The organism is Photobacterium angustum (assembly GCF_003026365.1).
GTDB lineage: Bacteria > Pseudomonadota > Gammaproteobacteria > Enterobacterales > Vibrionaceae > Photobacterium > Photobacterium angustum.
In genome coordinates this window covers 14,914-39,978 of record NZ_PYOM01000012.1, presented here as the reverse complement: position 1 = coordinate 39,978, position 25,065 = coordinate 14,914, and the positions used below count along the sequence as shown (strand labels likewise).

General features: G+C 37.5%; 18 protein-coding genes and 1 pseudogene. 7 read left to right on the top strand and 12 right to left on the bottom strand.

The genetic code is table 11. From position 1 onward, the window contains the following. The first annotated feature begins 231 nt into the window (after positions 1 to 231). Entirely contained in the window at positions 232 to 1,167 is a 936-nt protein-coding gene (locus CTN01_RS13375; RefSeq protein ID WP_045148816.1) for a LysR family transcriptional regulator, read from the top strand. A 47-nt stretch (positions 1,168 to 1,214) separates the two neighbouring features. On the opposite strand, the gene CTN01_RS13370 is transcribed toward CTN01_RS13375, so the two are convergent. The 5 genes from CTN01_RS13370 to CTN01_RS13350 form a co-directional block, all read right to left on the bottom strand. Beyond that, the gene (locus CTN01_RS13370) at positions 1,215 to 2,021 is read right to left on the bottom strand and encodes an endonuclease/exonuclease/phosphatase family protein (RefSeq protein ID WP_045148814.1); all 807 of its coding nucleotides are present in this window, start codon (positions 2,019 to 2,021) and stop codon (positions 1,215 to 1,217) included. Positions 2,022 to 2,087: 66 nt separating this feature from the next. After that, positions 2,088 to 3,710 (bottom strand): PTS transporter subunit IIBC, encoded by a 1,623-nt coding sequence (locus CTN01_RS13365; RefSeq protein WP_045148813.1) that lies wholly within the window; start codon positions 3,708 to 3,710, stop codon positions 2,088 to 2,090. Positions 3,711 to 3,765: 55 nt separating this feature from the next. Continuing rightward, positions 3,766 to 5,496, bottom strand: a complete 1,731-nt coding sequence (locus tag CTN01_RS13360; protein ID WP_045184117.1) for a glycoside hydrolase family 13 protein — start codon at positions 5,494 to 5,496, stop codon at positions 3,766 to 3,768. 119 nt (positions 5,497 to 5,615) lie between these two features. Continuing rightward, entirely contained in the window at positions 5,616 to 6,581 is a 966-nt protein-coding gene (locus CTN01_RS13355) for a LacI family DNA-binding transcriptional regulator (protein WP_045148811.1), read from the bottom strand. Between the two features lie 206 nt (positions 6,582 to 6,787). Beyond that, a complete protein-coding gene (locus CTN01_RS13350) occupies positions 6,788 to 8,416 on the bottom strand; it encodes a methyl-accepting chemotaxis protein (protein WP_107342168.1) in 1,629 nt (542 codons plus the stop codon). A 603-nt stretch (positions 8,417 to 9,019) separates the two neighbouring features. Between CTN01_RS13350 and CTN01_RS13345 the strand changes: the two genes are divergently transcribed. Next, positions 9,020 to 11,002: an FUSC family protein gene (locus CTN01_RS13345; protein ID WP_045082001.1), complete on the top strand. Its 1,983-nt coding sequence runs from the start codon at positions 9,020 to 9,022 to the stop codon at positions 11,000 to 11,002. A 179-nt stretch (positions 11,003 to 11,181) separates the two neighbouring features. Here CTN01_RS13345 and CTN01_RS13340 read toward each other — a convergent pair whose 3' ends face one another. Beyond that, positions 11,182 to 12,993: a trans-sulfuration enzyme family protein gene (locus tag CTN01_RS13340; RefSeq protein ID WP_045148809.1), complete on the bottom strand. Its 1,812-nt coding sequence runs from the start codon at positions 12,991 to 12,993 to the stop codon at positions 11,182 to 11,184. A gap of 141 nt (positions 12,994 to 13,134) precedes the next feature. Here CTN01_RS13340 and CTN01_RS13335 point away from each other — a divergent pair, with 141 nt between their 5' ends. The 3 genes from CTN01_RS13335 (at position 13,135) to CTN01_RS13325 (ending at position 16,810) form a co-directional block, all read left to right on the top strand. Continuing rightward, positions 13,135 to 13,590 carry an Lrp/AsnC family transcriptional regulator gene (locus CTN01_RS13335; protein WP_045148807.1) on the top strand — a complete coding sequence of 152 codons (456 nt, stop codon included), beginning with the start codon at positions 13,135 to 13,137 and terminating at the stop codon, positions 13,588 to 13,590. A gap of 567 nt (positions 13,591 to 14,157) precedes the next feature. Continuing rightward, positions 14,158 to 15,114, top strand: a complete 957-nt coding sequence (ylqF, locus tag CTN01_RS13330; protein WP_045148805.1) for a ribosome biogenesis GTPase YlqF — start codon at positions 14,158 to 14,160, stop codon at positions 15,112 to 15,114. Positions 15,115 to 15,649: 535 nt separating this feature from the next. After that, a complete protein-coding gene (locus CTN01_RS13325; protein WP_080896195.1) occupies positions 15,650 to 16,810 on the top strand; it encodes an MFS transporter in 1,161 nt (386 codons plus the stop codon). A gap of 59 nt (positions 16,811 to 16,869) precedes the next feature. Here the strand turns inward: CTN01_RS13325 and CTN01_RS13320 are convergent, their stop codons facing one another. Next, positions 16,870 to 17,784, bottom strand: coding sequence for an ROK family protein (locus tag CTN01_RS13320; RefSeq protein ID WP_045148803.1), 915 nt, complete (start codon positions 17,782 to 17,784; stop codon positions 16,870 to 16,872). Positions 17,785 to 18,047: 263 nt separating this feature from the next. Between CTN01_RS13320 and rodA the strand changes: the two genes are divergently transcribed. Beyond that, on the top strand, positions 18,048 to 19,139 hold the full coding sequence (gene rodA / locus CTN01_RS13315) for a rod shape-determining protein RodA (RefSeq protein ID WP_045148801.1): 1,092 nt from the start codon (positions 18,048 to 18,050) through the stop codon (positions 19,137 to 19,139). A gap of 40 nt (positions 19,140 to 19,179) precedes the next feature. On the opposite strand, the gene CTN01_RS13310 is transcribed toward rodA, so the two are convergent. From CTN01_RS13310 to CTN01_RS13295, 4 genes and pseudogenes are all read right to left on the bottom strand, one after another. Next, positions 19,180 to 20,223 carry an outer membrane beta-barrel protein gene (locus CTN01_RS13310; RefSeq protein ID WP_045148800.1) on the bottom strand — a complete coding sequence of 348 codons (1,044 nt, stop codon included), beginning with the start codon at positions 20,221 to 20,223 and terminating at the stop codon, positions 19,180 to 19,182. 168 nt (positions 20,224 to 20,391) lie between these two features. After that, a complete protein-coding gene (locus tag CTN01_RS13305) occupies positions 20,392 to 20,628 on the bottom strand; it encodes a DUF3389 domain-containing protein (protein WP_045148798.1) in 237 nt (78 codons plus the stop codon). A 7-nt stretch (positions 20,629 to 20,635) separates the two neighbouring features. Next, positions 20,636 to 21,064 (bottom strand): hotdog fold thioesterase, encoded by a 429-nt coding sequence (locus CTN01_RS13300; RefSeq protein ID WP_045148796.1) that lies wholly within the window; start codon positions 21,062 to 21,064, stop codon positions 20,636 to 20,638. 83 nt (positions 21,065 to 21,147) lie between these two features. Then, a pseudogene (locus CTN01_RS13295) lies at positions 21,148 to 22,246 on the bottom strand (IS3 family transposase). A 417-nt stretch (positions 22,247 to 22,663) separates the two neighbouring features. Between CTN01_RS13295 and CTN01_RS13290 the strand changes: the two are divergent. Then, positions 22,664 to 24,133, top strand: a complete 1,470-nt coding sequence (locus tag CTN01_RS13290; protein WP_045148790.1) for an FAD-dependent oxidoreductase — start codon at positions 22,664 to 22,666, stop codon at positions 24,131 to 24,133. A gap of 147 nt (positions 24,134 to 24,280) precedes the next feature. On the opposite strand, the gene CTN01_RS13285 is transcribed toward CTN01_RS13290, so the two are convergent. Further along, on the bottom strand, positions 24,281 to 24,973 hold the full coding sequence (locus CTN01_RS13285; RefSeq protein WP_107188320.1) for a hypothetical protein: 693 nt from the start codon (positions 24,971 to 24,973) through the stop codon (positions 24,281 to 24,283). Positions 24,974 to 25,065: the final 92 nt, after the last annotated feature.

Sequence of the window (25,065 nt, the reverse complement as noted above, 5' to 3'; positions counted from 1 at the left end):
TTATTATTACATCCAATACATAAGCTCTAATCTTTACGGCTTAACATAATAATAGGTAACCAGTCCTAAGCATGCAGTGCATTAAAGCAATTCACTCTTGCATATAATCAAATAACGTTCCACAAATAAGAAAAAGATAAAATTACCGTAAAATAGCTGTAAATCATAAACTGTAACGTTACAATTTATACTTGGTACTCTAGAACGTTATTAACAATGCAAGGAATGCAAATGTTAGATAAGATCGTTTTTTTTCTTCATGTCGTACGTTGCAATTCAGTAACTGATGCTGCAAAACAATATGGCATATCGCCTTCTGCTGGTAGTCGCTGGCTCACAGAACTAGAAGAAAACATGGGAGTTAGCCTTGTTAAACGTACCACGCGAAAAATCACACCAACGCAAGCTGGAAAATTACTATTTAAACAATTTAGCCACATCAATAATCAAATAACCGATGCCATTAATGAAATAAAAAATTTAGGCAATGATGATATTGGCACAATAAGAATTGCTAGCACCCCTTTGTTTGCTAAGCATTTTTTAAGTAAAATTATTGGTGAATATATCAGTGACAACCCTACTATCAATTTTGTTGTAATCGAAACAGCGTTTGAAGTGGATAATGTTCACGATGTCGATTTTGCCATTAGAGCAAATGCAACTTACCGCGGTTTTCAAAACAAAGATAGCTTACTGGTTAAACGTTCTCTTTTCAGTGAACCTTTAAAAGCCTGTTGTTCACCAAGTTATATTAAACGCTATGGAGAACCGATAATACCCCATGATCTAAAAAAGCATTTGTGCTTATTTGCAACAACATTAGTCGGTGGTAATAAATGGATATTTGAACAAAATGGGGAATATAACTCTGTTCAAATACCTAGATCGGTAGAAGTGGACGACAGTGAGATTTTAAAAAATATCGCCCTAGCCGGTGGAGGAATTGCTTACCTGCCTTTCAGTTTGATTAAACAAGACCTTCAAGAAGATCGGTTAGTAACGGTATTAAACAATTATGTAAGTAGCGAATTTGAACTGAGTTTGTATTATAAACCAAGAAAATATATGCCAGTACGATGCGCTAATTTCAAAGATTATCTTTTAAAACGAGTTACTGAAATCGACCAACAACGCAAAAATAGTGATACTCCACTTATATTTTAGTTGTAAAAAGCCTCGCTTTAAGCAAGGCTTTAATCATATAAGTAAGATTAATGAAGATCTAAGCTAACTATAAGACCAAAATGATCCGACACTATCGGGTAATAATCGCCGTTAAAAATTACTTTGTGACTGCTCACACTAACGTTTTGATTCGAAAATACATAATCAATACGTAATGCTTCATGATTGTTTTGCCATCCATCAATGCATTTCACAACGGTATTACCATCATCCTTCATCTGTGCAGATGTATAAGTATCAATAAATCCTTGCTGAATAAGATATGAATAACCCTCATCGACTAAATGGCTAGGGGTATTAAAATCACCTAAGAATAAACTTAACCGGCCAGATAAACAGCTTTTAATACGCTCAATATGTTGCTGAAAAGGACTTTCAATGTCATTCCACCAGCCACAATGACAGTTGTAAATATCCAGCGTTTGATCCTTATAGCCTAAAGTGATCCGTACTGCGCGCCGATGCTTCCAGTATTTTTCATCATAGTTATCATTTAGATCAATTACTTGATGTTCAATCACTGGCTCTCGACTCAAAAATGCAAGCCCTTCTTGGTACACATCATAACTTTGATGAACAAAATCCCACGTTAAATAATACTGATGACCCAGCACCAATAACCTCTGTTGTAGCAGATATGCATAATTATCAGAGTGAACAGGAAAATTACTCACTGTTGATGCATTAATAATAGAACTGTCATAACGCTGATTCACTTCTTGTAAAGCGATCACATCACAATCTTGTTCAATGATTGCCTTTGCGACTACATCTAATTTTTCTAGTTGATCTTGTTCTTGCCAACTGTGCGTGTTCAATGTTAATAACTTCATTATTCAATCACTTACTAATACGATAAAATCAAGCGTGACATTGAAGCCACGCTGACCTTTAACAAATTAAGCCGCGGCAAATTTATCAACTAGACCTGATTTAATAACATCAACGCCAGGACCATAAATTGCTTGAACACCTTGCTCTTTCACGACTAGCCCCATCGCACCAGTAGATTTCCACAACGTATAATCTGCAACTAATGAAGGATCTTTTACCGTAATACGTAAACGTGTCATACACGCATCGATTTCAGAAATATTATCGCGCCCACCTAAGTTTTGGATAATAATTTCCAGCTTATCGTCCTGCGACATCGTATCTGATTTTTCATCAATATAATTACCGGCACGACCTGGTGTTGGTAAGTTAAACTTCACGATTAATAATCGGAATAAGCCATAATTCACAGCAAAGAAAACGATGCACACAATAATAAAGCTGATCAAATCACTTCCTATCCCTGCTGATATCATCATTGGTACACGCGTTAGTAGCTCTATTAAGCCAAATGCATGAATACGCAGATCAATGAAGTCTGCAAGTGCAAAAGCAATACCCGTAAACAAGGCATGAGCGACATACAATACAGGTGCGATGAACATAAACATAAACTCAATAGGTTCAGTTACGCCTGTAAGTAAAACAGCAAGACACGCAGAGAGAAACATTGGTTTATATTGCAAACGTTTGTCATGATCGACACTGTGATACATCGCTAAACCAATACCAATAAGAGAAGATGTTGCGATAATAACCTGCCCGACTTTAAAGCGTGCAGGATGAACTGTATCTAAAAGCTGCTGATACATCGCCGGATCAGTTAATTTAAGGTTGTTAAGATCACTAACCCAAGCAAGCCATAATGGATCTTGTCCATACACACTAGTTCCTGCATTTGGGCCTGTTAATAATTGATAAGCTCCACCTAACTCGGTGTAGTTCATCGGGATCGTTAAGGTATGATGTAGACCAAATGGCAGTAATAAACGCTCAAGCGTACCATAAACAAAAGGGGCAATAATTGGTGCGCTGTCTTTAGATGAGGCAATCCACAATCCAAAATCATTCAATGCACCTTGCACTAAAGGCCAAATAACGGCTAAAACAAAAGCAATGATTACTGAGTAAAAAATCACAACAAAAGGAACAAACCGTTTACCATTAAAAAAGGCTAAGGCTTCAGGTAATCGAGAGTAATCGTAATAGCGATTGTATAAGTTTGCACCGAGATAACCTGAAATAATACCGATAAACACCCCTATATTAAGTGCTGGTGCACCTAATATTGTGGTAAAAAATTGTGTTACAGGTAAATCAGTACCAAATAGGCTGGTCACAATAGCATTAGGGTCAGTCATCATACTGGTATTGACCCCAAATATAACGCCTGTCGTCCGGTTAATTAAGATAAAGGCGATTAACGCGGCAAATGCACCACCAGCTCGCTCTTTTGCCCATGAACCACCAATCGCTACTGCAAATAATAAATGCAAATTAACGATGATACCCCAGCCAATGTTTTCCATAATATGACCAAGGGTTTCGAGTGCGCCTAGCCCACCAGCATACATCGCAAGTACTTTACCAAGCGAAATCATAATACCAGCTGCTGGCATTACAGCAATAACTACAATCAACGACTTACCAAATCGTTGCCAAAAATCAAACGATAACAATTTACTCATTTCTAGTTCCTTTATAGAGCTGGTAGGTTAGCCTAATCACCTACCCTAAATATGATTAATGCTTTGTCATAAAGACGTATGCACCGTAAGCTGATGCAAGAGCCGTCTTCTCAAAATTTGTCTTCGCGATTTCATTATTTGCCGTTTGATTATCAAGTATTAAATCGCCAAGCGCAGAGCAGTCAATATTAACCTTAGCAACGTTATCACTAAGATTTGTGATGATTGTCCATGTACAATCATCGCTAACACGTTGATAAGCGTAGACATTAGGGTCATCTGCGAGTATCAATTTATAACGCCCAATAATAAGAGACTTATGCTGTTTTCTAAGCTCAATAAGCTGCTTATAAAATTGCAAAACTGAGTTTTGATTGTTGAGTTGTTCTGAAACGTTAATCAGTTCATAATTTGGGTTAACCGTTATCCAAGGTGTTACTGTCGAAAAACCACCATTCTCTTCGCTATTCCAAGGCATTGGCAAACGACTATGATCGCGAGATACTCTATTGAGTAAAGAGAGAATATATTGATCACTTTTTCCTTGGTGTTTGAGTTTATTAATAAGGTTTCTAGCAGAGATATCGTCAAACTGATCAAGTGAAGTGAAGTGAAAGTTCACTAAACCTAGTTCTTGCCCTTGATAAATAAAAGGAGTGCCTTTCATTAAAAAATAACAAGTCGCAAGGGCTGTTGCACTGGCATAACGATAATTTGGATTTCCGAATGTATTGATGCTTCGTGCTTGGTCATGGTTTTCTAGATATAAAGCATTCCATCCCATCCCTTCCAATACATTTTGCCATCTTGTAAGGATCTGCTTAAATTTGACTAAGTTGAAACTTGATTGATTACTGTCTTCTGACCACAAGTTCATGTGCTCAAATTGAAAGATCATATTGAACACACCAGCTTTATTTGTCGCAGTTTCTTCCGCAACCCACGTTAGCGCGTCTTCAGCAGCAACACCATTTGCCTCGCCGACAGTAACAATATCAAACGGTGAAAAAGCTTTATCACGAAGCTCATGAAGGTGTTCTTCAATCCCTTTAACATTCATGTGATATTTAAACGATGAAACGTAATTATCCCCATTTGGATTCGGTAACGAAGGTAAGTTAGCCTGCTTTTTGATATGGCTTATCGCATCAACACGAAACCCATCAATACCGCGTTCAAGCCACCAATGAATCATGGAAAATAAAGCGGCTTTAACTTCAGGGTTTTCCCAATTCAAATCAGGCTGTTTTGACGAGAAAAGATGTAAATAATACTGTGCAGTCTCGGCATCGTATTGCCACGCACTACCATGAAAGATACTCTCCCAATTATTTGGTTCATTGGTCGGTTTTTCTGTTGTAGCTTCTGAACCATCTCGCCAAATATACCAATCTCGTTTAGCGCTATTTCTATTTTGACGAGATTCAATAAACCAAGGATGCTCATCACTGGTGTGGTTTATCACCAAATCGATGATAATTTTAATTCCACGTTTATGTGCTTCACGGATTAACCGATCAACATCATCCAAACAGCCAAAGTCTGAGTGAATAGCCTGATAGTCACTTATATCGTAACCATTGTCATCATTAGGTGACTGATAAAATGGACAAATCCATACTAAATCAATCCCTAAATCAGCTAGATAATCTAATTTTTTAATGATCCCGGGGATATCCCCTATTCCATCAGCATTACTATCGTAAAAACTACGAGGGTAAATTTGATAGGCCGTTGCTTCTTTCCACCATACAAGTTTTTCTTGATTTTGATTGGGCTGAGCCATGCACTTACCTATAAATCTAAATATTCTGCCATGTGTTAACGGTAACACATGGCGATAAAGAATTTGTGTTACCGTTAACACAAAAGGTAAAACTTATTCTAAAATAGCGCAAAAGACTTTTAGATAAATTGAGAGCTCTCTCGGGTTTTTAACTCAAATTCACCTTCAACACTACTAAAATCGCGTCGGATTAATTTCTTTACCGCTTGATAACCCATTTCATAATAATTAAAAGAAACAGACGTTAAACTTGGTACTAGCAAATCACTAAATTCATAATCACCAACCCCTACAACCCAAATATCTTTACCTATTTGAAGCTTCAATTCCTTAGCACGACGGTATAAACGAATAGCAATATTGTCTGTTGCACAAAAATATATATATTGCGGTTTAAGAGTTATATTTTGATAGGATTCTGCTTGCTCAGAATCTTGTAAAGAGTGAAATTCTCGAGGAAGTTCGGTCGCATATTGGTCAAGCGCTTGTTTAACGACTGATGTTCGGCTGGAAAGCATACGTTCATCATAAATATACTGCACGCCTAAAACGGCTGCCTTTTGAGCGTCAAGTGTCACCATTGTTTTTGAAACAAGTTCAGTAATAGCCGTTTGTTCAGGGTAAAACAAACAACATCGTTCAGACACATTTTTTCCAATAAAAACAAGGTTCTTTATATCTTTATAAAAGGGTTCAATTACCGTGTGTTTAGAGGCAATAATAATCGTACCTAATGCATTTAAACCATTAAATTCACTGACGGCTTGACGTTCAGATTCATGACAAAAACCTGTTGCATGAAACAGCATACGAACATTAGATTCATTCGCCGCCGCTAAGGCACCTTTAATAACAAGGCTCGTTGTGTAGGATTCAATACGTGGTGCAATAAATCCGATAATATTCGATTGACTACGAATAGATCGGGCAAACTTATTCGGGATATAGTGATTTTCTTTAACAATAGCATCAATTTTTATTCGGTTTTCTTCTGAAACGTAACCGCCATTAAAATACCGTGATACCGTCATTTTTGAGATCCCTAATTGCTTAGAAATCTCTGCCATTGTCATTTTTTGAGTCATAAATTTTCACTACTTGAGATGTTTCAAAAAGATATCTTATCAATGCTTAATCAATTAAAAGACAAATCAGAGAAAGATTAAATATTCCGTAAAACTAGACCACTAAAACATCAGTATATCAAGTATTTATTTTATGAATAGAAAGTTATAATCGTTGAACAAAAAGTCTCACTAAAAAGCAAGACTTTGGATTTTGATAAACTTAATTAGCACCTAAAGTATTTCAACTGTTCGCTTTGCTTTTCAGCAAGATCTGATAACTCTTCACTTGCAACCGTACATTGGCTTAATCCTGATGCATTTTGTCGAATGATATGATGAATATTCTCAATACTATTACTGATATCCATTGTGACTTGTAACTGCTCTTCAGAAGCGGTTGAAACATGGGTATTCATATCACTATTCATTGAAATAGCAGCAGTGATCCCTTCTAGCGCTTCATTTGCTTGAGAAGCGACTAATTTATTACTTTCTAATGTATCAATTGCAGATTGCATACGCTCATTTGCTGAAGTCGATTGCTCTTGTAGGCGCTCTATAATTTGCTGTGTCTCTTTTGTTGATGCTTGCGTTCTTGCTGCTAACTGACGTACTTCATCAGCGACCACTGCAAAGCCACGGCCGCTTTCACCTGCGCGTGCCGCTTCTATCGCTGCATTAAGTGCCAGTAGATTTGTTTGTTCAGAAATACCTTGTATTGAATCAATAACTTGGCTAATTTGTGCCGATTGTACTTTTAGCTGCGCAACAACATCAGCGGCCTCCATTAATGATTCCGCCATTTCTTCATTTGCTTGTTGGTTGTTAGAAAACAAATCATGGCTCTTATTAGCCAACTCACTGGCACTTTTTGAATTTTCATCAGACTTTTGTGCAGCTTGAGTGACTTCTTGTGCCGTTGTTGTTAATTGATCGATTGCTGTTACAACTTGCTCAATCTCAATCACTTGACTATTTGCATGAGTCTCTGAATCTTTCATCACAATTGATAATTCAGTCGATGAAGCTGCAACATTACGACCAACATCATTTAAAACCGCTACTGTTGAACGTAATTTAACAATCATACGATTTAGATTACGAGCCAATTCACCCACTTCATTCGTGCCGTCAACTGCGATTTCATCTTGCAAGTTACCTTCAGCTATTTTCTGCATTGCTCGTTGCAAAATAGTAATTGGCTTGACGATCAGTGAGCCAATGACCAAACAAATAATAATGGCTATTATCAATGTAATAATAAATTCATATCCAATCGCATTTATTGTTTGTCCGTGCTCTTTCTTTTGTTGTGCTATGTAAGTATCTGAGGTTAAATTTACACGCTTATCCAACGCATCAATTGCTGAAATCATGTCATCACCTAATTGGCGATATTTAACAATATATTTTTGATATTCAGAGTCGTTAATTTGACCTGAATGCCTAAGATCAAGCACTTCTAACATCGTGTCACGGCTAAAGCTGATATAGCTGATCATTAATGTTCGAAATGCTTCTAGTTCTTGGTTTATTTCAGGTATTTTTTGCAGGTTTGCAATCGCTTTTTTATTACTTAACTCGCTACTATCAAGAGACTTTGATAAACGTGATAATAAATCTTTATCATAAAGTGCATAAATTGCACTTACTCTCATTGCATAACTATTACTAATTAAACTCGCGGTACTATCTTTAGCTTCAACGACTAATTGTGTTGTTGAATTCATTTTATCAACACTTTCTATAAGGTTACTGCGCCCTAATATCAGTGCTATAAATAATAAAACAGCCATAAATATTACAGGAATAACTAGCTGCAGCTTTATTGATAGATCCTTTAGTAAAAACATTAACAACTATCTCCATGTTGTTTGTATTCGTTTTTTATTGAGCGCATCATAAACAGTATTAAATAAACATATCAATAACTTTATTAATATATTTATAAAAAATGATAAGTCATTTAAAACCAATAAAATTAATATGGTTAATTTTTATTTCTTAGTTACTCAATCTTATGCATGTTTATTTAGTCATTAATTTAATAAATATAAAAATCATGCTTTAAATAATTATATATTTTATTAATCAATGTGATGCTTGATAATTACCAGCCATTAAGTCTTCATTCGCATTAAATGCAGTATATTAATCTAATTAATTTAAATCTCTTACCTCATATTTGGAATATTAAATCATAATTAAAGAATAATTAATCAACATAAATACCTTATAAGCATTAAATACACTAATAAAGCCTTCACTCTTTTTAAAAAGAGATTATGATTGACGAAGCAAATCGCACATATGATGATATTTAATACACTATGAATTTATACAACTTACTTCTCCGTTACCCTACTTTACGGACTTTACTCAACTTTAGAACCAACATAGCTGCATTTAGCTTCCTTACTTGCTCAGTACCTTTGTTCCTTATGGGACATGTAACCATGGGGATTGCATTTTCACTGGGTAGTATTAGCTGTGGCTTTGCTGATACCTCCAGTGTAACAAAATATCGCATTCTTGATTTTTGTATCGCTATTCCTGTTTTTTTTCTTATTAGTTTAGGGACTGAAGCCGTTTTCCCACATTCAGTCTTATTTGTTATTAGCTTAACTGTTGTTAGTTTTAGCTTGTTTATGTTGGCTGTTTTAAGCCCAAGGCTAGGTGCTATCGGTTTTGCCTCCATATTACTTGCTATATACGCTATGTTACTGCATTTAGATGGTCGACCTATTTGGCTTGTTCCTTTGTGGTTAACCTGTGGCGCTTTGTGGTACATTTTTTGGCAAGCGTTAGCCATCTACTTTCTTCCGAACCAAGAATCAAAAGACATCCTGTCTGATTTGTATCAAGCTATTGCTAAAAAGCTTATCACTCACGATCACGGCTTTATTTTTTCCTCCGACAACAATGAGTTGTTTATTAAATCAGCGCAATTACGATCCCAAATAGCGGGCTTATCTCATACCTTAGAAGATCGAATTCACCAGCAATTTACTGCAGGTGAAGATAGCGCAAAACTGCAAGATATTTACCGTTTCTTAAAAGTTGCGGAACGTATTAACGAACAAACACGTTTGCTTTATTTCATTCCTACTTCAAATCTAAAACAAACATGTCCTGAATGGTTAGATAAGATTCACCAAGCAACGTTAAAGATAAGTCAGTATTTAGAACAAGTGACTGTCGATAATGTTCATCGTATAAACGTTCCAAGTATCGACTTTGAAGAGTTACGCCAATATACAATACAAGAAAATATAAAAGAGGAAGCACTGGCTGCGCTTTCATATATTAATAAACTGGATATTATCTACTTAACACTTCAGCAGTTGAGCCAACAAACAAGCCAAACATTAAGCTCTAGCATTATTAAGCCTATTGTTGTGTCATGGAAATGGCGAGAGTTAACCTCTAAGTTAACCAGTCAAATGACGTTAAAATCGAGTTATTTTCGACATGCACTTCGCGGAACATTAAGTTTAGCGACGGGGTTAATTATTGTTCGAACATTAAACTTAGACTTTGGCTTTTGGACTCTTATGACCAGCTTGTTGGTATTACGTCCTAATTTATCAATGACATGGACACGATTACTTCAACGATTAACCGGTACAATCTGTGGTTTATTAGTTGTTGTTGCATTACTGCACTTCCAAGTATCCACAAGCATCCTGCCGTTCATCTTCTGTATCGCTGTTATACTTTTTTTCCATACCTCTGCACGACATTACGGCTTTGCGGTATTCTGCGTGACTTTGTTTGTATTCGCAGGCTTCTCTCTTAACGGACAAGGCGATAATATTCTTTTACCTCGCCTAGACAGCACTGTTCTGGGTGTTTTCTTACCTTTATTATTTGTATTTATCTTATCACCTGGTTGGAATAAGAAGTTATTCCCTACTCAGTTAACGGCAACAACAACTGGTTATATTGATTATCTGGTCTCTTTAAAAATGTACTTGGCAGAGAAATCAGATTGTACGGCTACTCAGTTACAACGTCACTACCAAGATTGCGTGGTTAACGATACTAACCTATTTGATCACTGGATGGGTTATTTAGGTGAACCGCATAGAAAGTCACAAACAGGCGAACATATTTTATTATGCAGCCGCAGTTCTAATATTATCTTGCGTATATTGACCCAACTGAATGAAAATAAACAGTCTTTGTCACTGGATTCAACCATCAATAGTGACCTAGATAGTGTGATTACATCTCTAACAGAGTTAGATAAAACACTTAAGAAATCGCAAAACCACACAGAGTTATTTAAACACATATCAAAACAAGAGAAATTGATTTATCAATCTTTCATCTATATTGAAAATGAAATATATAAACTTGATAACCATACTTTGCTGCAGTTATTAGCAAAAGAAGTGGACTTATTTACATCCGCAATCAAAGTTAATAATATTTAACTCTAAAAAGCCCGATAATTATTATCGGGCTTTTTATCATGTTAAGTTGTCCCAAGCTTTGCCTTTTCATTACAGGATAGCTAAACGGATAATAAAGAAATCCTTTGTCGGGAAAAGCACCCTACCTAATAAGACTATTTCAGGGTGCTTTTGCTTGCTACCTTAAATTTTAAGCCTTTTTACTGACTAAGCTGTCCAAACTTGGGTAAGCTCTTCACAAACCTTTGGTGTACGTCCATATAGGTTTGCATATAAATCTCATCAATACGCTCATTGCTTGGAAAGCTCGATGAGAAATCAACGTGTTTGGTGTCAATCGACAACTTAGCGGCTTCGATAATATGTGCAATGAACATGCGAGGATCTTCCAATCCAATAGAAATACGCATAGTGGTTGGCTTAATACCCGCTTCATTGAGCGCGTCATCGCTCAACTCTGAGTGGGTTGTCAATGCCGGACATAATGCAACTGTGTTGGTTTGCCCCAAGCTCACTTGCAGACCAATAGCGGGTTCGAGCATGTCAAAGAACTGTTTAAACCCGTCACGATTTATTGGCGCACGATCACCGTTGCCCTCCATATCAATAGTAAACAGCGCCGCTGGCAGCCCCAGATACATATTATTCTGACAATGCTCATAGTTATCGCTATCAGTCAAAGCGGGGCATGAGACATTGATGTCTGGGTGGGCATCGAAAATCTGAGCCAGAGTCAATGTATTAATGGTTTTCTGCACAACTCGCATCTCATAGGTTTTCATGCCGTTGAGCACTTCAAACGCTTTGTCCGCATCTAAGAAGGCGCCTTTGATGTAATACACATTCCAAAAAAGGGTTTCACTCCATGGAATTGTCGCCTCATCGCCATTAGGTTTGGTGAATATCACCTCCTCGCCTTTAGGTACAAACATGGTCTCATTGCGGCCAATCACGACCCCGGCCGTTGTGGTTCCCGAACCGGCAAGTTCTTTGGTATAAGAGTGAATCACGTAATCCGGTCTTTCCATCACATCATCGCGTTTTAGTACTGGATGAAGTAATGGCGTGCCGACTGTTGAGTCGACGATAACATCCCACCCGCGAGAGTGAGCAGCTTTACTGATATTGGCGACATCTAATACATAGCCATGTGGGTTACACGGTGACTCAAGATAAACGTATATCTTCTTACCACCAGCGAGGCGATCTGCATACTTAATTGCAACCTCATCAAGGCGAGTCGCAAATTCATCACCAGAGTAACCATCCACCCACTCTACCGCGACATTCAAGTTTGAAGGCTTACCAAACCAATCTTCCAAAAGTTGGTACGAACCGCCATAGATATTACGTGAAGCTAACACAATGTCTTCATGCCCAAGCAAATGACTAAGTAAGCCATCGATAGCTGCCATACCCGAGTTAAAGTTCCACGCAAGGTATTCGTTGGCTCTAGATCCTGCCTCAAGGTCAACCATGTGGTTCGCCAGAGAGATTGAGGTTGGGTTAAGCAATCGAGAGTAAATATCGTGCAATGGCTCTTTACCGTTGAATGCGTCTTCAATCCACTCGGTACACGCAAACAAATAGGTTGCAGTCCGAGTAATCACCGGGCTCGCAGAAAAAATAGCCGCCACATTATCGAAGATAGGATACGCACCTTTTGAGGCAAAGTTACCATTATTAGTCGCGATAGATTGGTATGTCGCGCGCATTGGATTTTGTAGGTTATCGAGTATCTTCGCGATCTGGAATGATAGGAAACGTTTTGCATTAAACCAAGCGATACGGTCACTCTTATCCAGCTCAGAAAGGCCATCAACTGTTATCGCCCAGAGATCGTGAGTCTTTGTATTGGCTTTGTACAGCGTCGTCGCCAATTCCACCAACGTAGTTCCATAATCGCTATTCGGGTCGATACCAAAATGTTTTGCTTGCTCAATAGCAAGGGCTTCTGCTTGTTCGTGTTTGGTTGTTTTACGCAATGGGCTAAGTTGAGTTGAAGTATTCATAATTGCTAAGTCATTCCATCCTTGTTGTATTTCTTTAATTCTAGTGTCGGACAGATGTTAAAGATTGCTATTTGCGTAGTAAGACATACACTTTGTGCAATAATATTGCCAAATAAACTCTAATATTGATGGAATATACCAATGGATGAGATCGATAAAAAAATACTTGATGAACTGCAAGGAAACGCGCGCCTTACAAACCAAGAGTTAGCCGATCGCGTATCGCTTTCACCATCCCCTTGTCTACGCCGAGTTCGAGCACTAGAGAAACAAGGTATCATTCGGGGTTATCATGCCAGTGTCAATCAAGAGGCATGTGGCTTTCCCGTAAATGTATTCGTGTTGGTAAAGCTTGAAAAGCCGACAGAAGAAAACATGCAAGACTTTGAGCAGCACATTGAAGCGATTGATGAGGTGTTAGAGTGCTTTTTAATGACAGGTAATCACGACTACCTTCTTCATGTGGTAAGTGAGTCCCTAAAAAGCTACGAGCAGTTTATCCGCAAGCAGTTGACTCGCCTACCCAATATTGCTTCGATTGAATCTAGCTTTGCATTTGGGCAAGTAAAAACAAAGACCAAGTTGCCTGTAAGATGAGTAATTAAAAACAACAAATATACATTGTGATTTTGTTAATAATGTTACTAGCTGCAAGTACTGAATTATGGCGTTGTTATAAGAATGAGAGCTTTAAAAGTGACGTTTAACTAACAGATAAAATTAACCTATTAAAACTAATCAGAGTTACGTTAATAGGGTATTTATGAGTATTTGTACTAAGTAACTTTGGGGCAATTACAAGTTAACATAAAAGCTAACTCATTGTGATTAGCCAACTGACTATAGATTTTCTGATATCCAGACATGGTATATTCACATGCTTTATACCAAGACGAGAGATCATTTCTGGTGTTTTTTACTCTTTCCCTACCCTATCTGGTATTGCTTAGGTTTGTTGTTGTCCTAACTCACTTCAATTAGGCTTTTGGACATTAAGAATGAGTCCAATCCTCTTTATCATTTAAGAGTTATCTACTGCCAAATGTGATAGAATTTCTTTCAATAACTTATTAATGCAAGATAGAACCTCTAATTTCTTGCAATAGATTTTAGTACCCCAGGTGGTCTCCCAAGGCACGCCTAGAAAAAATAAAGAGTACATAAATAATGAGTAATAGCATTCAGTGGTTTCCAGGGCACATGCACAAAGCCCGCAAAGAAATTGAAGAGGCAATGCCGAAAGTTGATGTGATCATCGAAGTTTTAGATGCTCGTATCCCATTTAGTAGTGAAAACCCACTGATCAAATCGTTCCGTAATACCAATGATGGTAAGCCTGTTGTTAAAGTTTTGAACAAGCGTGATTTGGCCGATCCTGAGATGACACAACTTTGGATTGATCACCTTGAAAAAGAACAAGGTGTTAAAGCCATTGCTGTCACCACTGAAAACTTAAACGAAGTTAATCAGATTATGGAATTATGCCGTAAGCTTGCACCTCACCGTGAAGAAGCAGGTAAAAAAATTCGTACCATGATCATGGGTATTCCTAACGTTGGTAAGTCAACCATTATCAATGCACTTGCAGGCCGAACTGTTGCAATCACAGGAAACCAACCTGCTGTAACACGCCAACAGCAACGTATTAACCTAGATAACGGCGTATTGCTTTCTGATACACCGGGAATTCTATGGCCAAAAGTTGAAAACCCACACAGTGGTTTCCGCCTTGCTGCTACAGGTGCAATTAAAGATACCGCGATGGATTATATCGATGTTGGTTTCTTTACAATTGAATACCTGATCAAAGCATACCCAGATATGATTAAGGCACGTTATAACCTTGATGATGATCTGCCTGAATCTGAAATTGAGCTAATGGAAGAGATTGGGCGTAAACGTGGTTGTTTAAAAGGAGGTGGTCGTGTTGATCTACACAAAGCCTCCGTTATTCTTATCAATGAATTGCGTAACGGTACACTGGGTCACATTACTCTAGAGCATCCAGATATGATCACTGAAGAGCTGATAAATGTGGCAGTAGAAGCTGAACGCAAAGCAGAAGAAAAGATCAAAAAGAAGGAAGAACGACGTAAACGCTATCTAAAAAATAAACGTTAATCGGCTTCAATTTATAGCTAGCCACCTTACTCATAGTGCCATATCGCTATAAGAAGGTGGCTTTTTAATATATGTAATCCAAACTCTTCATTAGAAACCAATTTTTTTTATGTTATTTTGATGAATATTAGCTGTCGTTTACTATTTTTTTGCATACAGCAACAATTACAACACTAATGTTTTTTTAAATTTTCCTCCACTCCATATCAGTAAACTCAGCGCTAATTCTTTAAAAACAAATATATTAATCAGAAAAAATGTGATTTTATTCTCACTTTAATTATCACTACTCTAACGATTATTTTTTGGCATTATTCAATATAATGAAACCACCTGTTTCGCATTAGTTTTTCTCATTTTACTAATGTTAGGTTACCGTCAATAATCGCCGCGTTTTCGAATAAAACACTTTTTTAAACAGCTCTGTCTTGCTATTTCCAGTGATCATTCCTTGGTTTCTGGTTTTTCGTTTTCTAAACGTATTACCTTAAATAAAGACAGATTAATTCAAACATTTCACTTGGAGACCAAGGTAGTGCAAGACTTCACTACTTGTCGCAAAAGCGGCGGCATTTTTGTGCCTGTTGCTGGACTAACTGTATTCGCAATCGCATCAGGCTACCTTATGAGCTTGATCCCGTTATCATTAACAAATTTTAAAATTGATAGCAGTTATGCGAGTTGGTTAGCAAGCATCTATTATATTGGTCTTCTTATCGGCTCGATGATGATCGAACCAATTATTGCGAAGATTGGTCACCGTGTGGCTTTTATTACTTTTTTAGGTTTGCTAGCAGCAACTGTTACGGTTTTACCCATGTTTCCAAATAAAGAAGTATGGCTATTTGCACGCCTAATTGCCGGCATGGCTGTTGCGGGTATTTTCGTTGTTGTTGAATCATGGTTACTTATTGGTGATAACGCGAAAGAGCGAGCAAAACGTCTTGGTTTTTACATGACCTCGCTCTACGGTGGCACTACTGTTGGTCAATTAGCAGTAGGTATGTTTGGTGTTAAAGGCTTTATTCCTTTTATCGTTATTCTAGTACTATTGTTAATCGCTATTTTACCGCCTTTGTTTGTAAAACAAGGCCAACCTAGCAGTGATTCACACCAAGTATTATCAATCAAGCAAATTGCACGTTTGAGTAAACCTGCAATTATTGGTTGTATGACTTCAGGGGTTGTAATGGGCAGCATCTACGGGTTAATGCCTTTAGCATTAAAGCAAAGCGCTCTAACAACAGATCAAGTCGGTGTGTTGATGGCTGCAACCATTCTTGGTGGTATGGTTATTCAACCTGTAATTAGCAAACTATCAATTAAAATGAGTAAAACGCTATTGCTTGCTTTAATGTCTTTGCTTGGTGTTTTTGCTATGGGTATAACTTATCTATCATCAGAATATGTTGTTCTGATTACTGCATTGGCGTTGTTAGGCATGTCTGCTTTTGCGCTTTACCCAATTGCAATTACATTAGCGTGTGACAACTTGGATTCTTCATATATTGTTGCTGCAACACAAGTTATGCTGTTTAGTTACAGCATTGGTTCAGCACTGGGTCCAATTGGTGCTAACAGCTTTATGGCAGAGCAAAATGGAATAATGGATTTCTTCTTCATTGTTCTACTTGCAACGGCAATTTACATGCTAGTAGCAAGTTTACATCGTAAACCTCAAGTTCTCGCGAGTTAAAATAAAAGCGCGATACTATTAATGAGTATCGCGCTTTTAACTTTTAGGACAACTCTTGTTTAGCTGATGTTTTTCACTAAAGCCGCTGCGCCATAAACACCAGCGCTATCACCTAGCTCTGGTTTTACAATCAGGGTATTAAGCTCTGTATTAAACAAGTGCGGTAAAATTTGTGTTTCTATATCTTGATATAACGCATCAATATTACCGACACCGCCACCAATCACTATAACCTCAGGATCAAGTACGTTAATAATTCGTGCGACCGCTAAACCAAAATATTCACGTAAACGCGTTATTGTTTTCACTGCTTCATGATTATTCCGTTTGGCTTGCTCGACAATCTCAGGCAAAGATAACGCTTGAGATGATTGCTCGTAATAATATTGTTCTAACCCTTTACCAGAAATAACCGTTTCTACACAACCTTGCTTACCGCAATAGCAATCTGCACCATTAGGTTCAAGTACATTATGTCCCCACTCACCAGCAATACCATGGCAACCGTATAAGCATTTGCCGTCCACCACTATGCCTGAGCCCACTCCCGTTCCCATAATGATACCAAATACAATTTGAGCTTCAGGCTTAATACGTTTTACGACCCCAAAATGAGCTTCGGCTAAAGCAAAGCAATTAGCATCGTTAGCAATAACTGCATGGATGCCGAGTGTTTCATTAAGATCTTTATCAAGAGGATGACCATTTAAGGCCGTGGTATTGCAGTTTTTCATTACGCCATGAACAGGATCAAGCGTGCCTGGTGTTCCAAAGCCAACCGCATTAGGATTATGTCCGGCCATGTTTGCGCACCGCTCAATCAGTATCTTTATTTGACCAAGTATATGTTGATAGCCTTTAACACTTTCTGTCTCGATACGTTCACGAACAATGGGTTGATCAGTGTTACGATCTATCACAATACATTCGATTTTCGTACCACCTAAATCAACACCCCAGTAATAACGGTCCATATAAAACTCCAAATAAATTCATCGATAATTATAACGACAAAAATTATTTTCTTTTCAGTATCAAATCACCCTTTTACTTTTTAATAAAATAAATATGAAACAAAGGAAGATATAATTAATGAATTAGAAATTAAGCCACTATGTTATATTATTCGCTCATAGTACATTTCGTTTCATTTTTTATGTTGCAGCAAAAGAAAAGTGACATAAAGTGGTGAGTCTCTAGTACATCTACGCTAATTAATGAGTAATAGTAATACATAATGAGTAGATTCCGTCCTTATATCGATATCCCATTACTAATTTCGATTTTAATTCTTATCACGTTTAGCTCTTTGAGTGTATGGAGCGCAAGTAGCTTTAGTGAGCCAATCATAGAGCGTCACCTCATTCGTGCCGGAATTGCGATTGTCGCATTATTATTTATGTCATCAATTTCACCAGCCGCTTATGAACGAAGTGCTCCATACTTGTTTTTTATTACTGTGCTTTTACTTGTTGGTGTATTTATTCTTGGTGATAGTACCAATGGCTCACAACGCTGGTTAGCATTAGGACCAATACGTTTTCAACCGTCAGAACTTGTAAAAATAGCTGTCCCAATGATGATGGCTTGGATCCTTGTCAGTGATGCGGGTCGGCCAAGTATTAAAAAGATCATGATTTGTTTGATAGTAACTGCAATTCCAGCTGGATTAATTTTTATTCAGCCAGATCTTGATGGTGCTATCTTCACTGTAATGTACGCTCTGTTTGTTCTGTATTTTGCAGGGATGTCATGGAAGTTAATTTCATCTGTGATAGCCATTATTGGTGTCAGTCTTCCATTAGCTTGGTATTTCGTGATGGAGACCTACCAGAAAAAACGGATTCTTCAATTTTTAAATCCTGAATCAGATCCATTAGGCTCTGGTTACCAGATCATTCAATCCAAAATTGCGATTGGATCTGGTGGTATATCTGGCAAAGGTTGGATGGATGCAACACAAGGTCATCTTGGTTTCATTCCAGAGAGTCATACCGATTTTATCTTCTCAACATTTGCAGAAGAATGGGGATACATTGGTAGCTTCACTATTTTAGCAATCTATACGTTTATGACTTTTAGAGTGTTATGGCTGGCGAATCAGTCAGAATCAACGTTTGCACGATTAGTCAGTGGCTCGTTTGCTTTAAGTTTCTTTCTTTATAGTTTTATTAACATTGGTATGGTGAGCGGTGTACTACCTGTTATGGGAAGTCCATTGCCTTTCTTCAGCTATGGTGGTTCAGCAATTATTACTCAAGGTGCTATTTTCGGTATTATTATGGCGCTTTGTTTAAGAAAAAAATCTATTTGTGCACCTAATACCTAATAGATAAAATCAAAAAAAGCGCCTTTCGGCGCTTTTTTATTTATAAGTTATTTTCCATTGCGCAGCAATCTGGACGCTCTGCGGCATCTTCTGTGGCAATCTTTAAGGCTGGTGAGTAAATCTCTACACGACGATTTTCTGCTCGACCTTTAGCGGTATCGTTAGTAGCGATTGGATTTGCTTCACCCATCCCTTTCGCTGTAATTTGGCTAGCGTCAGCAACATACTGAGAAAGTAAATCAGCTACATTTTTAGCACGCTTTTCAGATAATTTCTGGTTATAAGTAGCACTACCTGTATTTGATGTATAACCAGTCACTTCAGCTGTTGCACTAGGGTAACGTATTAAACGTTGAATCATTGGTTGAAGGTGTTGCTTATCTTCTTCAGTTAAATACTTACCATCAACACCATAAGCAATTGTAACCATTGAAGGCTCTACTGTTACTGTTGCAGCTTGCACTGGCGGTGCAGTATCAACAACTGGTGCAACAACGGCAGGCGCAGCTCCCCAGCTGTATACAAGGCTCAAACCATAGAACTGTGTATCAAAGTTATAAGCTAGATTAGTATCACGAGGCTTAGACTGAATATCGTGGTAAAGCTGGTACTCTAAGCGGGTAGATAGATGGTTAGTCAATTTATACTCAACACCCACACCAGCAGTACCTAGTAAATGATCATCAAGATCTTTAATGCCATAACCATGGAAATCAGCGAGCATGTAACTGCCACCTAACTTACCAAACACGCCCCATTGATCATTCAGGTTCCATGTCATTCTAGCAGCAAGATCAATAGCATGTTGCTTAATCTTATTGTTTTCAAACTTAGCTTCACCTAACCATGTATAACCCGTTTCAACCGCAAACCAAGGTGTAAAGTTGTAACCTGCAAATACACCAGCCGCGACATCATCTTTATTAAGGTTTATGCCAGTTATTTCTTGATAGTTCTGTTGAAAATTTGAATAGTGAGCACCGCCTAGTCGTGCACCAACATAAAAAGGATTAACAGAAGCAGCAGAAACAGCGGTTGATACAACTAATGCAAGCGGTAGTAATGCAATATATATTTTAGACATGTGAAATTCTTATTATTGTTTAATTATTACTCAAACATACCCTATAGGGATTAATGTTTTCCATCGAGAATAATATTCCATATTTATAATTTCAACTAGGTTATTCATAGATAAATTAGTTCATAAAGATAATTTTAATATTCTTTATTCGATATAAAGCAAAGAAGGTTAATAAATAGTAATCGCAATACCTATTTCATTAGCAAGTTGTTGCAATTGTTCATCCGAATCTAACTTTATAGACCAATTAATACCGCTACCGACAGCACTAACAACATTAGCGCCAGAAATAAGTGTTAGCTCATCAACTTGTGCTTGAAGATTAATTCTGCATTTACCATCAATTCTCACAACAACTTCTCGTTGAGTCGCGATAATACGACCTTGTTCAAAATGTATTATCATCGTTATCTTATTTCTTTTTATTATTAATGACGGCCATTGTTAAACGACTAGTACAAATTAGTCGCTGTCTTTCATCTTTTATTTCAATTTGCCAAACTTGTGTTGTTGCTCCTAAATGAAGAGCACTAGCACGCCCCGTTACTATCCCCTCTCTTATTGCGCGAATATGATTTGCGTTAATATCTAAGCCAACGCAATACTTATCATGATCAACACACAAATTAGCCGCTAATGACCCTAATGTTTCAGCTAAAACAACTGAGGCTCCACCATGTAACATACCCAGTGGTTGGTGTGTTCTATGATCAACGGGCATTGTTGCCGAGAGTGAATCTTCGTCAAAAGCTGAATAGGTAATACCTAAATGTTTGATTAATGTATTTTCTGAGGTTTTATTAAGGCTTGCTAAGCTAAACTCTCTTTTCCAAATAGTCATTTGACTCTCATATCAATAAACTACGATAAAGTAGTAGTTTAACATTGATTTTAAATTTTATTACAGACTGAATAGCCACCAAATTAGTAGACACTCTTTAACTTTATTTCATTTTGCTTTTCATACTCTACTGGCGACAACTGATTATTGGAACTATATCGGCGTTTAATTTTTAGAACATTTCAATATATTCGAAGGTGTCCATACGAAGTTACTCTCTCGTGGTGTAGCACTTCCGGTTAGTTATTTCTCTTTTGAGTAACAGGAAAAAACTTTCGGCAACAGCATTGTCGTGACAATTATCACGGCGACTCATACTTAATTCAAGACCATGCTGTTTCAAAAAACAGTCCCTGTCGTAACTGGTATACTGGCTTCCTTGATCTTAGTGGACGAGCACTTTTCCTATAGGTGAACGTCGCCAAACCACCATCAGCAAAGCATCTAGGACAAGTTCTTTAGTTATTAAGCTTTCATTGACCAACCAATTACTCGCCGAGAGAATAGATCTACAACTATCGCTAGATACAGCCAACCTTCGTGCGTTTTGATATAGGTAGATTGATTGGGCCTAGCGGGTTAAGCTCTCTTGAGAGTTTGTTAGGAACAATGATGTTTTCGACACCACCCTTGGAGCGTGGCTTTCGATAGCCTCTTTGCGTATGAATACCTTCTCGCTTGATTAAGCGATGAACTTAGTTAATTCCACAGGTTTACCCTTCATCTCACAGGTCACTGTAGATTTTTCGATAACCATACACACAGCCTGACTCCAGTCAAAATTGCTTTATCAGCTTGAGAAGGTATTTTCGCCGCTATTTTTGTCTACTGTCTGGATTTTTTAGCCAAGAATAGTAACCACTTGGGTAAATTCCAAAGACTTTACACATGCGTCAAACAGACCATGTGGCCTGATTCGCTTTAATAAAGGCATACCTCAGTCGGACGGGCTTGCGAACTACACTGTAGCTTTTTTTAGTATGTCTCGCTCTTCTGTTAACCGCTGCAATTCCTTTGAAGTCGACGAATTTCAGCACTTTCATCAAATTAAGCTTGGTATTGTGAGGAGTCGAGACCGTAGCGTTTAACCCACGCATACAAACTATGGCTTGTTGTTCCTAGTCGCACAGCAACATCAGGCACGCTATGACCTTTATCAGTCACTTGTTTGACTGCTTCAATTTTAAATTATCCTGGATATATCTTGCTACTCATAAGCACCTCTTTATTAGTCATTTTGTCTAACTGAAAGGTGTCTATCAAGTAGGTGGCCATTCACAAAAAACTTGCATAAAGGTGGATTAATATCACATTTTTATAACAAATATAATCATATTCATAGTTGTGTGATTTTATTTTTCAGTTATTGACCAAGCTTATATATCTACTTTTTATTCATATTTATGCTTAATCAAACAAATTGCCTATTTTGTGAGCCAAAAAAAATACAAGTGCGGCAGTTATAACTTTTGATCTAACTTTATATTTCTCTCGTAACTGTAACCTTGTAAAATACATTTGGCTTAAGATGCTTAATTAAAGCCATACAAATATTAACGTTATAACTACTATTGAATTTCACATTTAAGCCTAATCATTATGAATATTTCAGAACACCGCTCATCAGAAGGCATTCGCCATTCAACTGTTGGTATTATTGGTGGAGGGGTCGCAGGTGCTACAATTGCACTTCGTCTTGCTGAACTTGGAATTTCAATAAATTTATTCGAAGAAGGTATAAGTCTCGTTAACGGCCCACCTATCTGCCATCTTCATGCGGGCGGCAATTTATATCGTGAAATTTCCAATCAACAATGTCTCGACCTACTAGAGCAATCGATTGATACGCTTAGAGTGTTCAAGCATACTGCAAACATTCGCCCTACTGTTATCGCTGTGCCAATTGACGATAAGGGCTCAGCATTAGATTTAATACCTCGCTTAGATTTATTAAAAACCACTTATGAACAATTGGTAAAACGAGATAGTAAGAACAAAGTACTAGGTGAGCCTAGTGATTACTTCACTCTCTATTCGCAGCGAGATATAGAAAAATTAAAACAATTAGATAATCCAACACACCCGATCACACCTGATGATTGGATGATCCCTGTTGCCAAATCTCTTCAATTAGATCAATTCAAATACCCGATCGTCATGGTGCAAGAGTATGGTCTAAGTGTTTTTCGAATTGCAGCAACCGCATCCCTAGCATTGAAGCAAATGAATAACTGTCATGTATTACTTTCGAGTAAGGTGTGTGAGGTTGAATATGACCAAATAGCTCAACGATGGTTAATCACTTATCAAACTCAGGATAATCATAAGCAGCAATGTACTGTTGATTACTTAATCAATGCTTGTGGCTATCGTTCTGGCACAATCGATGATCTAGCTCATATTCCACGAGAGCGAATGGTAGAATTTAAAGCCGCTTATGTAACACGCTGGGAGAAATGTGAGGGGCACTGGCCAGAAGTGATTATTCATGGTGAGCGCGGTACGCCAAAAGGCATGGCTCAACTAACGCCTTACCCTAACGGCTACTTTCAATTACATGGAATGACAAAAGATATTACTCTATTTGAAAATGGGTTAGTAACCTCTGATCATTCCTCTGCTCAACCAAAACTTAGTGAAGCTTTTAAAGAAAAGTTAAACCGACAATGGTCTGAAGAGGAAGTGATTGAGCGTACAGAGAAAGCAATAAAACATGTCGCACAATATGTTGATACATTTAAAAGTGCTGTTGTAGGCGGAAAACCATTATTTGGTGCTCAGCAAATTCCAGGTGCTGATGCAACGCTTCGTGCTGCAGATATATCGTTCTCTGGTGACAACTATGCTCGTTCTGAAATTGTAAAAGCTTCATCAGCACTATCAGCAGCAGATGCTATTGTGAGTGAACTCACCACTAAAGGAATCATCACTTCGCATGATGACGTAAGTACAAGGGAGCAGCTTTTTTCAACAACTTTGCAGTTAGATAAACAAGATATACTTGCGAAGGCAGAAAAAATTGCCGTTCAGCGCGGTTTTCCTGCGTCACTAGCTCAGCCTATAGGCTAATAGCTAATAGCTAATAGCTAATAGCTAATAATAAAAAGCCGTAATGTTTAATATTATAGTGTCACTTCACTGTAAAATATCAACATTGCGGCTTTTTCACGCTATTATTCTCAACACCAAATAAAACCTTGATGAAGGTTAACTTATTTACCCATTAATTTTCTTATTAAGCGTAGCTAACGACTGTTTTAACTGGCTTTCTTTTGCTTTTAACTTATTAAGCTTCTTCTGAAGAGCCTCATAATTATCACAGTCTTTTTGTGATACCCAGTTCCAGCTATTACCGGATTTAAACTCAGCACACGCTTTTTTTGTTTTTTTTATTTCTGGACTTAGTGTCACTATTTGCTTTTGAACTACAGCTAAATCATGCTGTGTCTTTGATTTTTGTTCAAACAACACATTTGAATTATCGATCACTTCTTTTTGTTGCTTGGTTTTAGTCTTTAATGCTACCACTTCTTTATTGAGCTTCTTTTTTGTAACAACCAGTTTTTGGGTTGTCTCTTGCTGCTTTTGAATAGTAACTAATTGCTCCGTTAACTGTTTAAGCTGATCTTTTTGTTTATCTAACTGCAAATTCAGAGCATCTAACTTTTGATTAGAGCTTTCAACAAGTAACGCTTTCTCATCTGTTAACTGTTTAACAGATAACTTTTCTTTATTGAGTTCGTCAACCACTGACTGATAGTCACTTTTTAACGAACTATACGCTGTCGTAACAGGCACATTATTGTAATGCTGTATACCTGCGCCTAATACCCCACCAGCTAATAACCCAAGAAGTAACGATAATTTCCAGTTAAGTTTTGTAGTTTTTCCTGTAGTACTACTCGACATATTTTTCTCCCAAACGTACAGCAACAGCACATTTTTAATTTTTGTTATTATCTAAATGCGTAATTTAACACTTAACATGTAATCAATTGTCA

Bases quoted from the DNA above. Each gene is read 5' to 3' on its own strand.
- CTN01_RS13375 (WP_045148816.1), top strand. From the start codon at position 232: ATGTTAGATAAGATCGTTTTTTTTCTTCATGTCGTACGTTGCAATTCA.
- CTN01_RS13370 (WP_045148814.1), bottom strand. From the start codon at position 2,021: ATGAAGTTATTAACATTGAACACGCACAGTTGGCAAGAACAAGATCAA.
- CTN01_RS13365 (WP_045148813.1), bottom strand. From the start codon at position 3,710: ATGAGTAAATTGTTATCGTTTGATTTTTGGCAACGATTTGGTAAGTCG.
- CTN01_RS13360 (WP_045184117.1), bottom strand. From the start codon at position 5,496: ATGGCTCAGCCCAATCAAAATCAAGAAAAACTTGTATGGTGGAAAGAA.
- CTN01_RS13355 (WP_045148811.1), bottom strand. From the start codon at position 6,581: ATGACTCAAAAAATGACAATGGCAGAGATTTCTAAGCAATTAGGGATC.
- CTN01_RS13350 (WP_107342168.1), bottom strand. From the start codon at position 8,416: ATGTTTTTACTAAAGGATCTATCAATAAAGCTGCAGCTAGTTATTCCT.
- CTN01_RS13345 (WP_045082001.1), top strand. From the start codon at position 9,020: ATGGGGATTGCATTTTCACTGGGTAGTATTAGCTGTGGCTTTGCTGAT.
- CTN01_RS13340 (WP_045148809.1), bottom strand. From the start codon at position 12,993: ATGAATACTTCAACTCAACTTAGCCCATTGCGTAAAACAACCAAACAC.
- CTN01_RS13335 (WP_045148807.1), top strand. From the start codon at position 13,135: ATGGATGAGATCGATAAAAAAATACTTGATGAACTGCAAGGAAACGCG.
- CTN01_RS13320 (WP_045148803.1), bottom strand. From the start codon at position 17,784: ATGGACCGTTATTACTGGGGTGTTGATTTAGGTGGTACGAAAATCGAA.
- rodA (WP_045148801.1), top strand. From the start codon at position 18,048: ATGAGTAGATTCCGTCCTTATATCGATATCCCATTACTAATTTCGATT.
- CTN01_RS13310 (WP_045148800.1), bottom strand. From the start codon at position 20,223: ATGTCTAAAATATATATTGCATTACTACCGCTTGCATTAGTTGTATCA.
- CTN01_RS13305 (WP_045148798.1), bottom strand. From the start codon at position 20,628: ATGATAATACATTTTGAACAAGGTCGTATTATCGCGACTCAACGAGAA.
- CTN01_RS13300 (WP_045148796.1), bottom strand. From the start codon at position 21,064: ATGACTATTTGGAAAAGAGAGTTTAGCTTAGCAAGCCTTAATAAAACC.
- CTN01_RS13290 (WP_045148790.1), top strand. From the start codon at position 22,664: ATGAATATTTCAGAACACCGCTCATCAGAAGGCATTCGCCATTCAACT.
- CTN01_RS13285 (WP_107188320.1), bottom strand. From the start codon at position 24,973: ATGTCGAGTAGTACTACAGGAAAAACTACAAAACTTAACTGGAAATTA.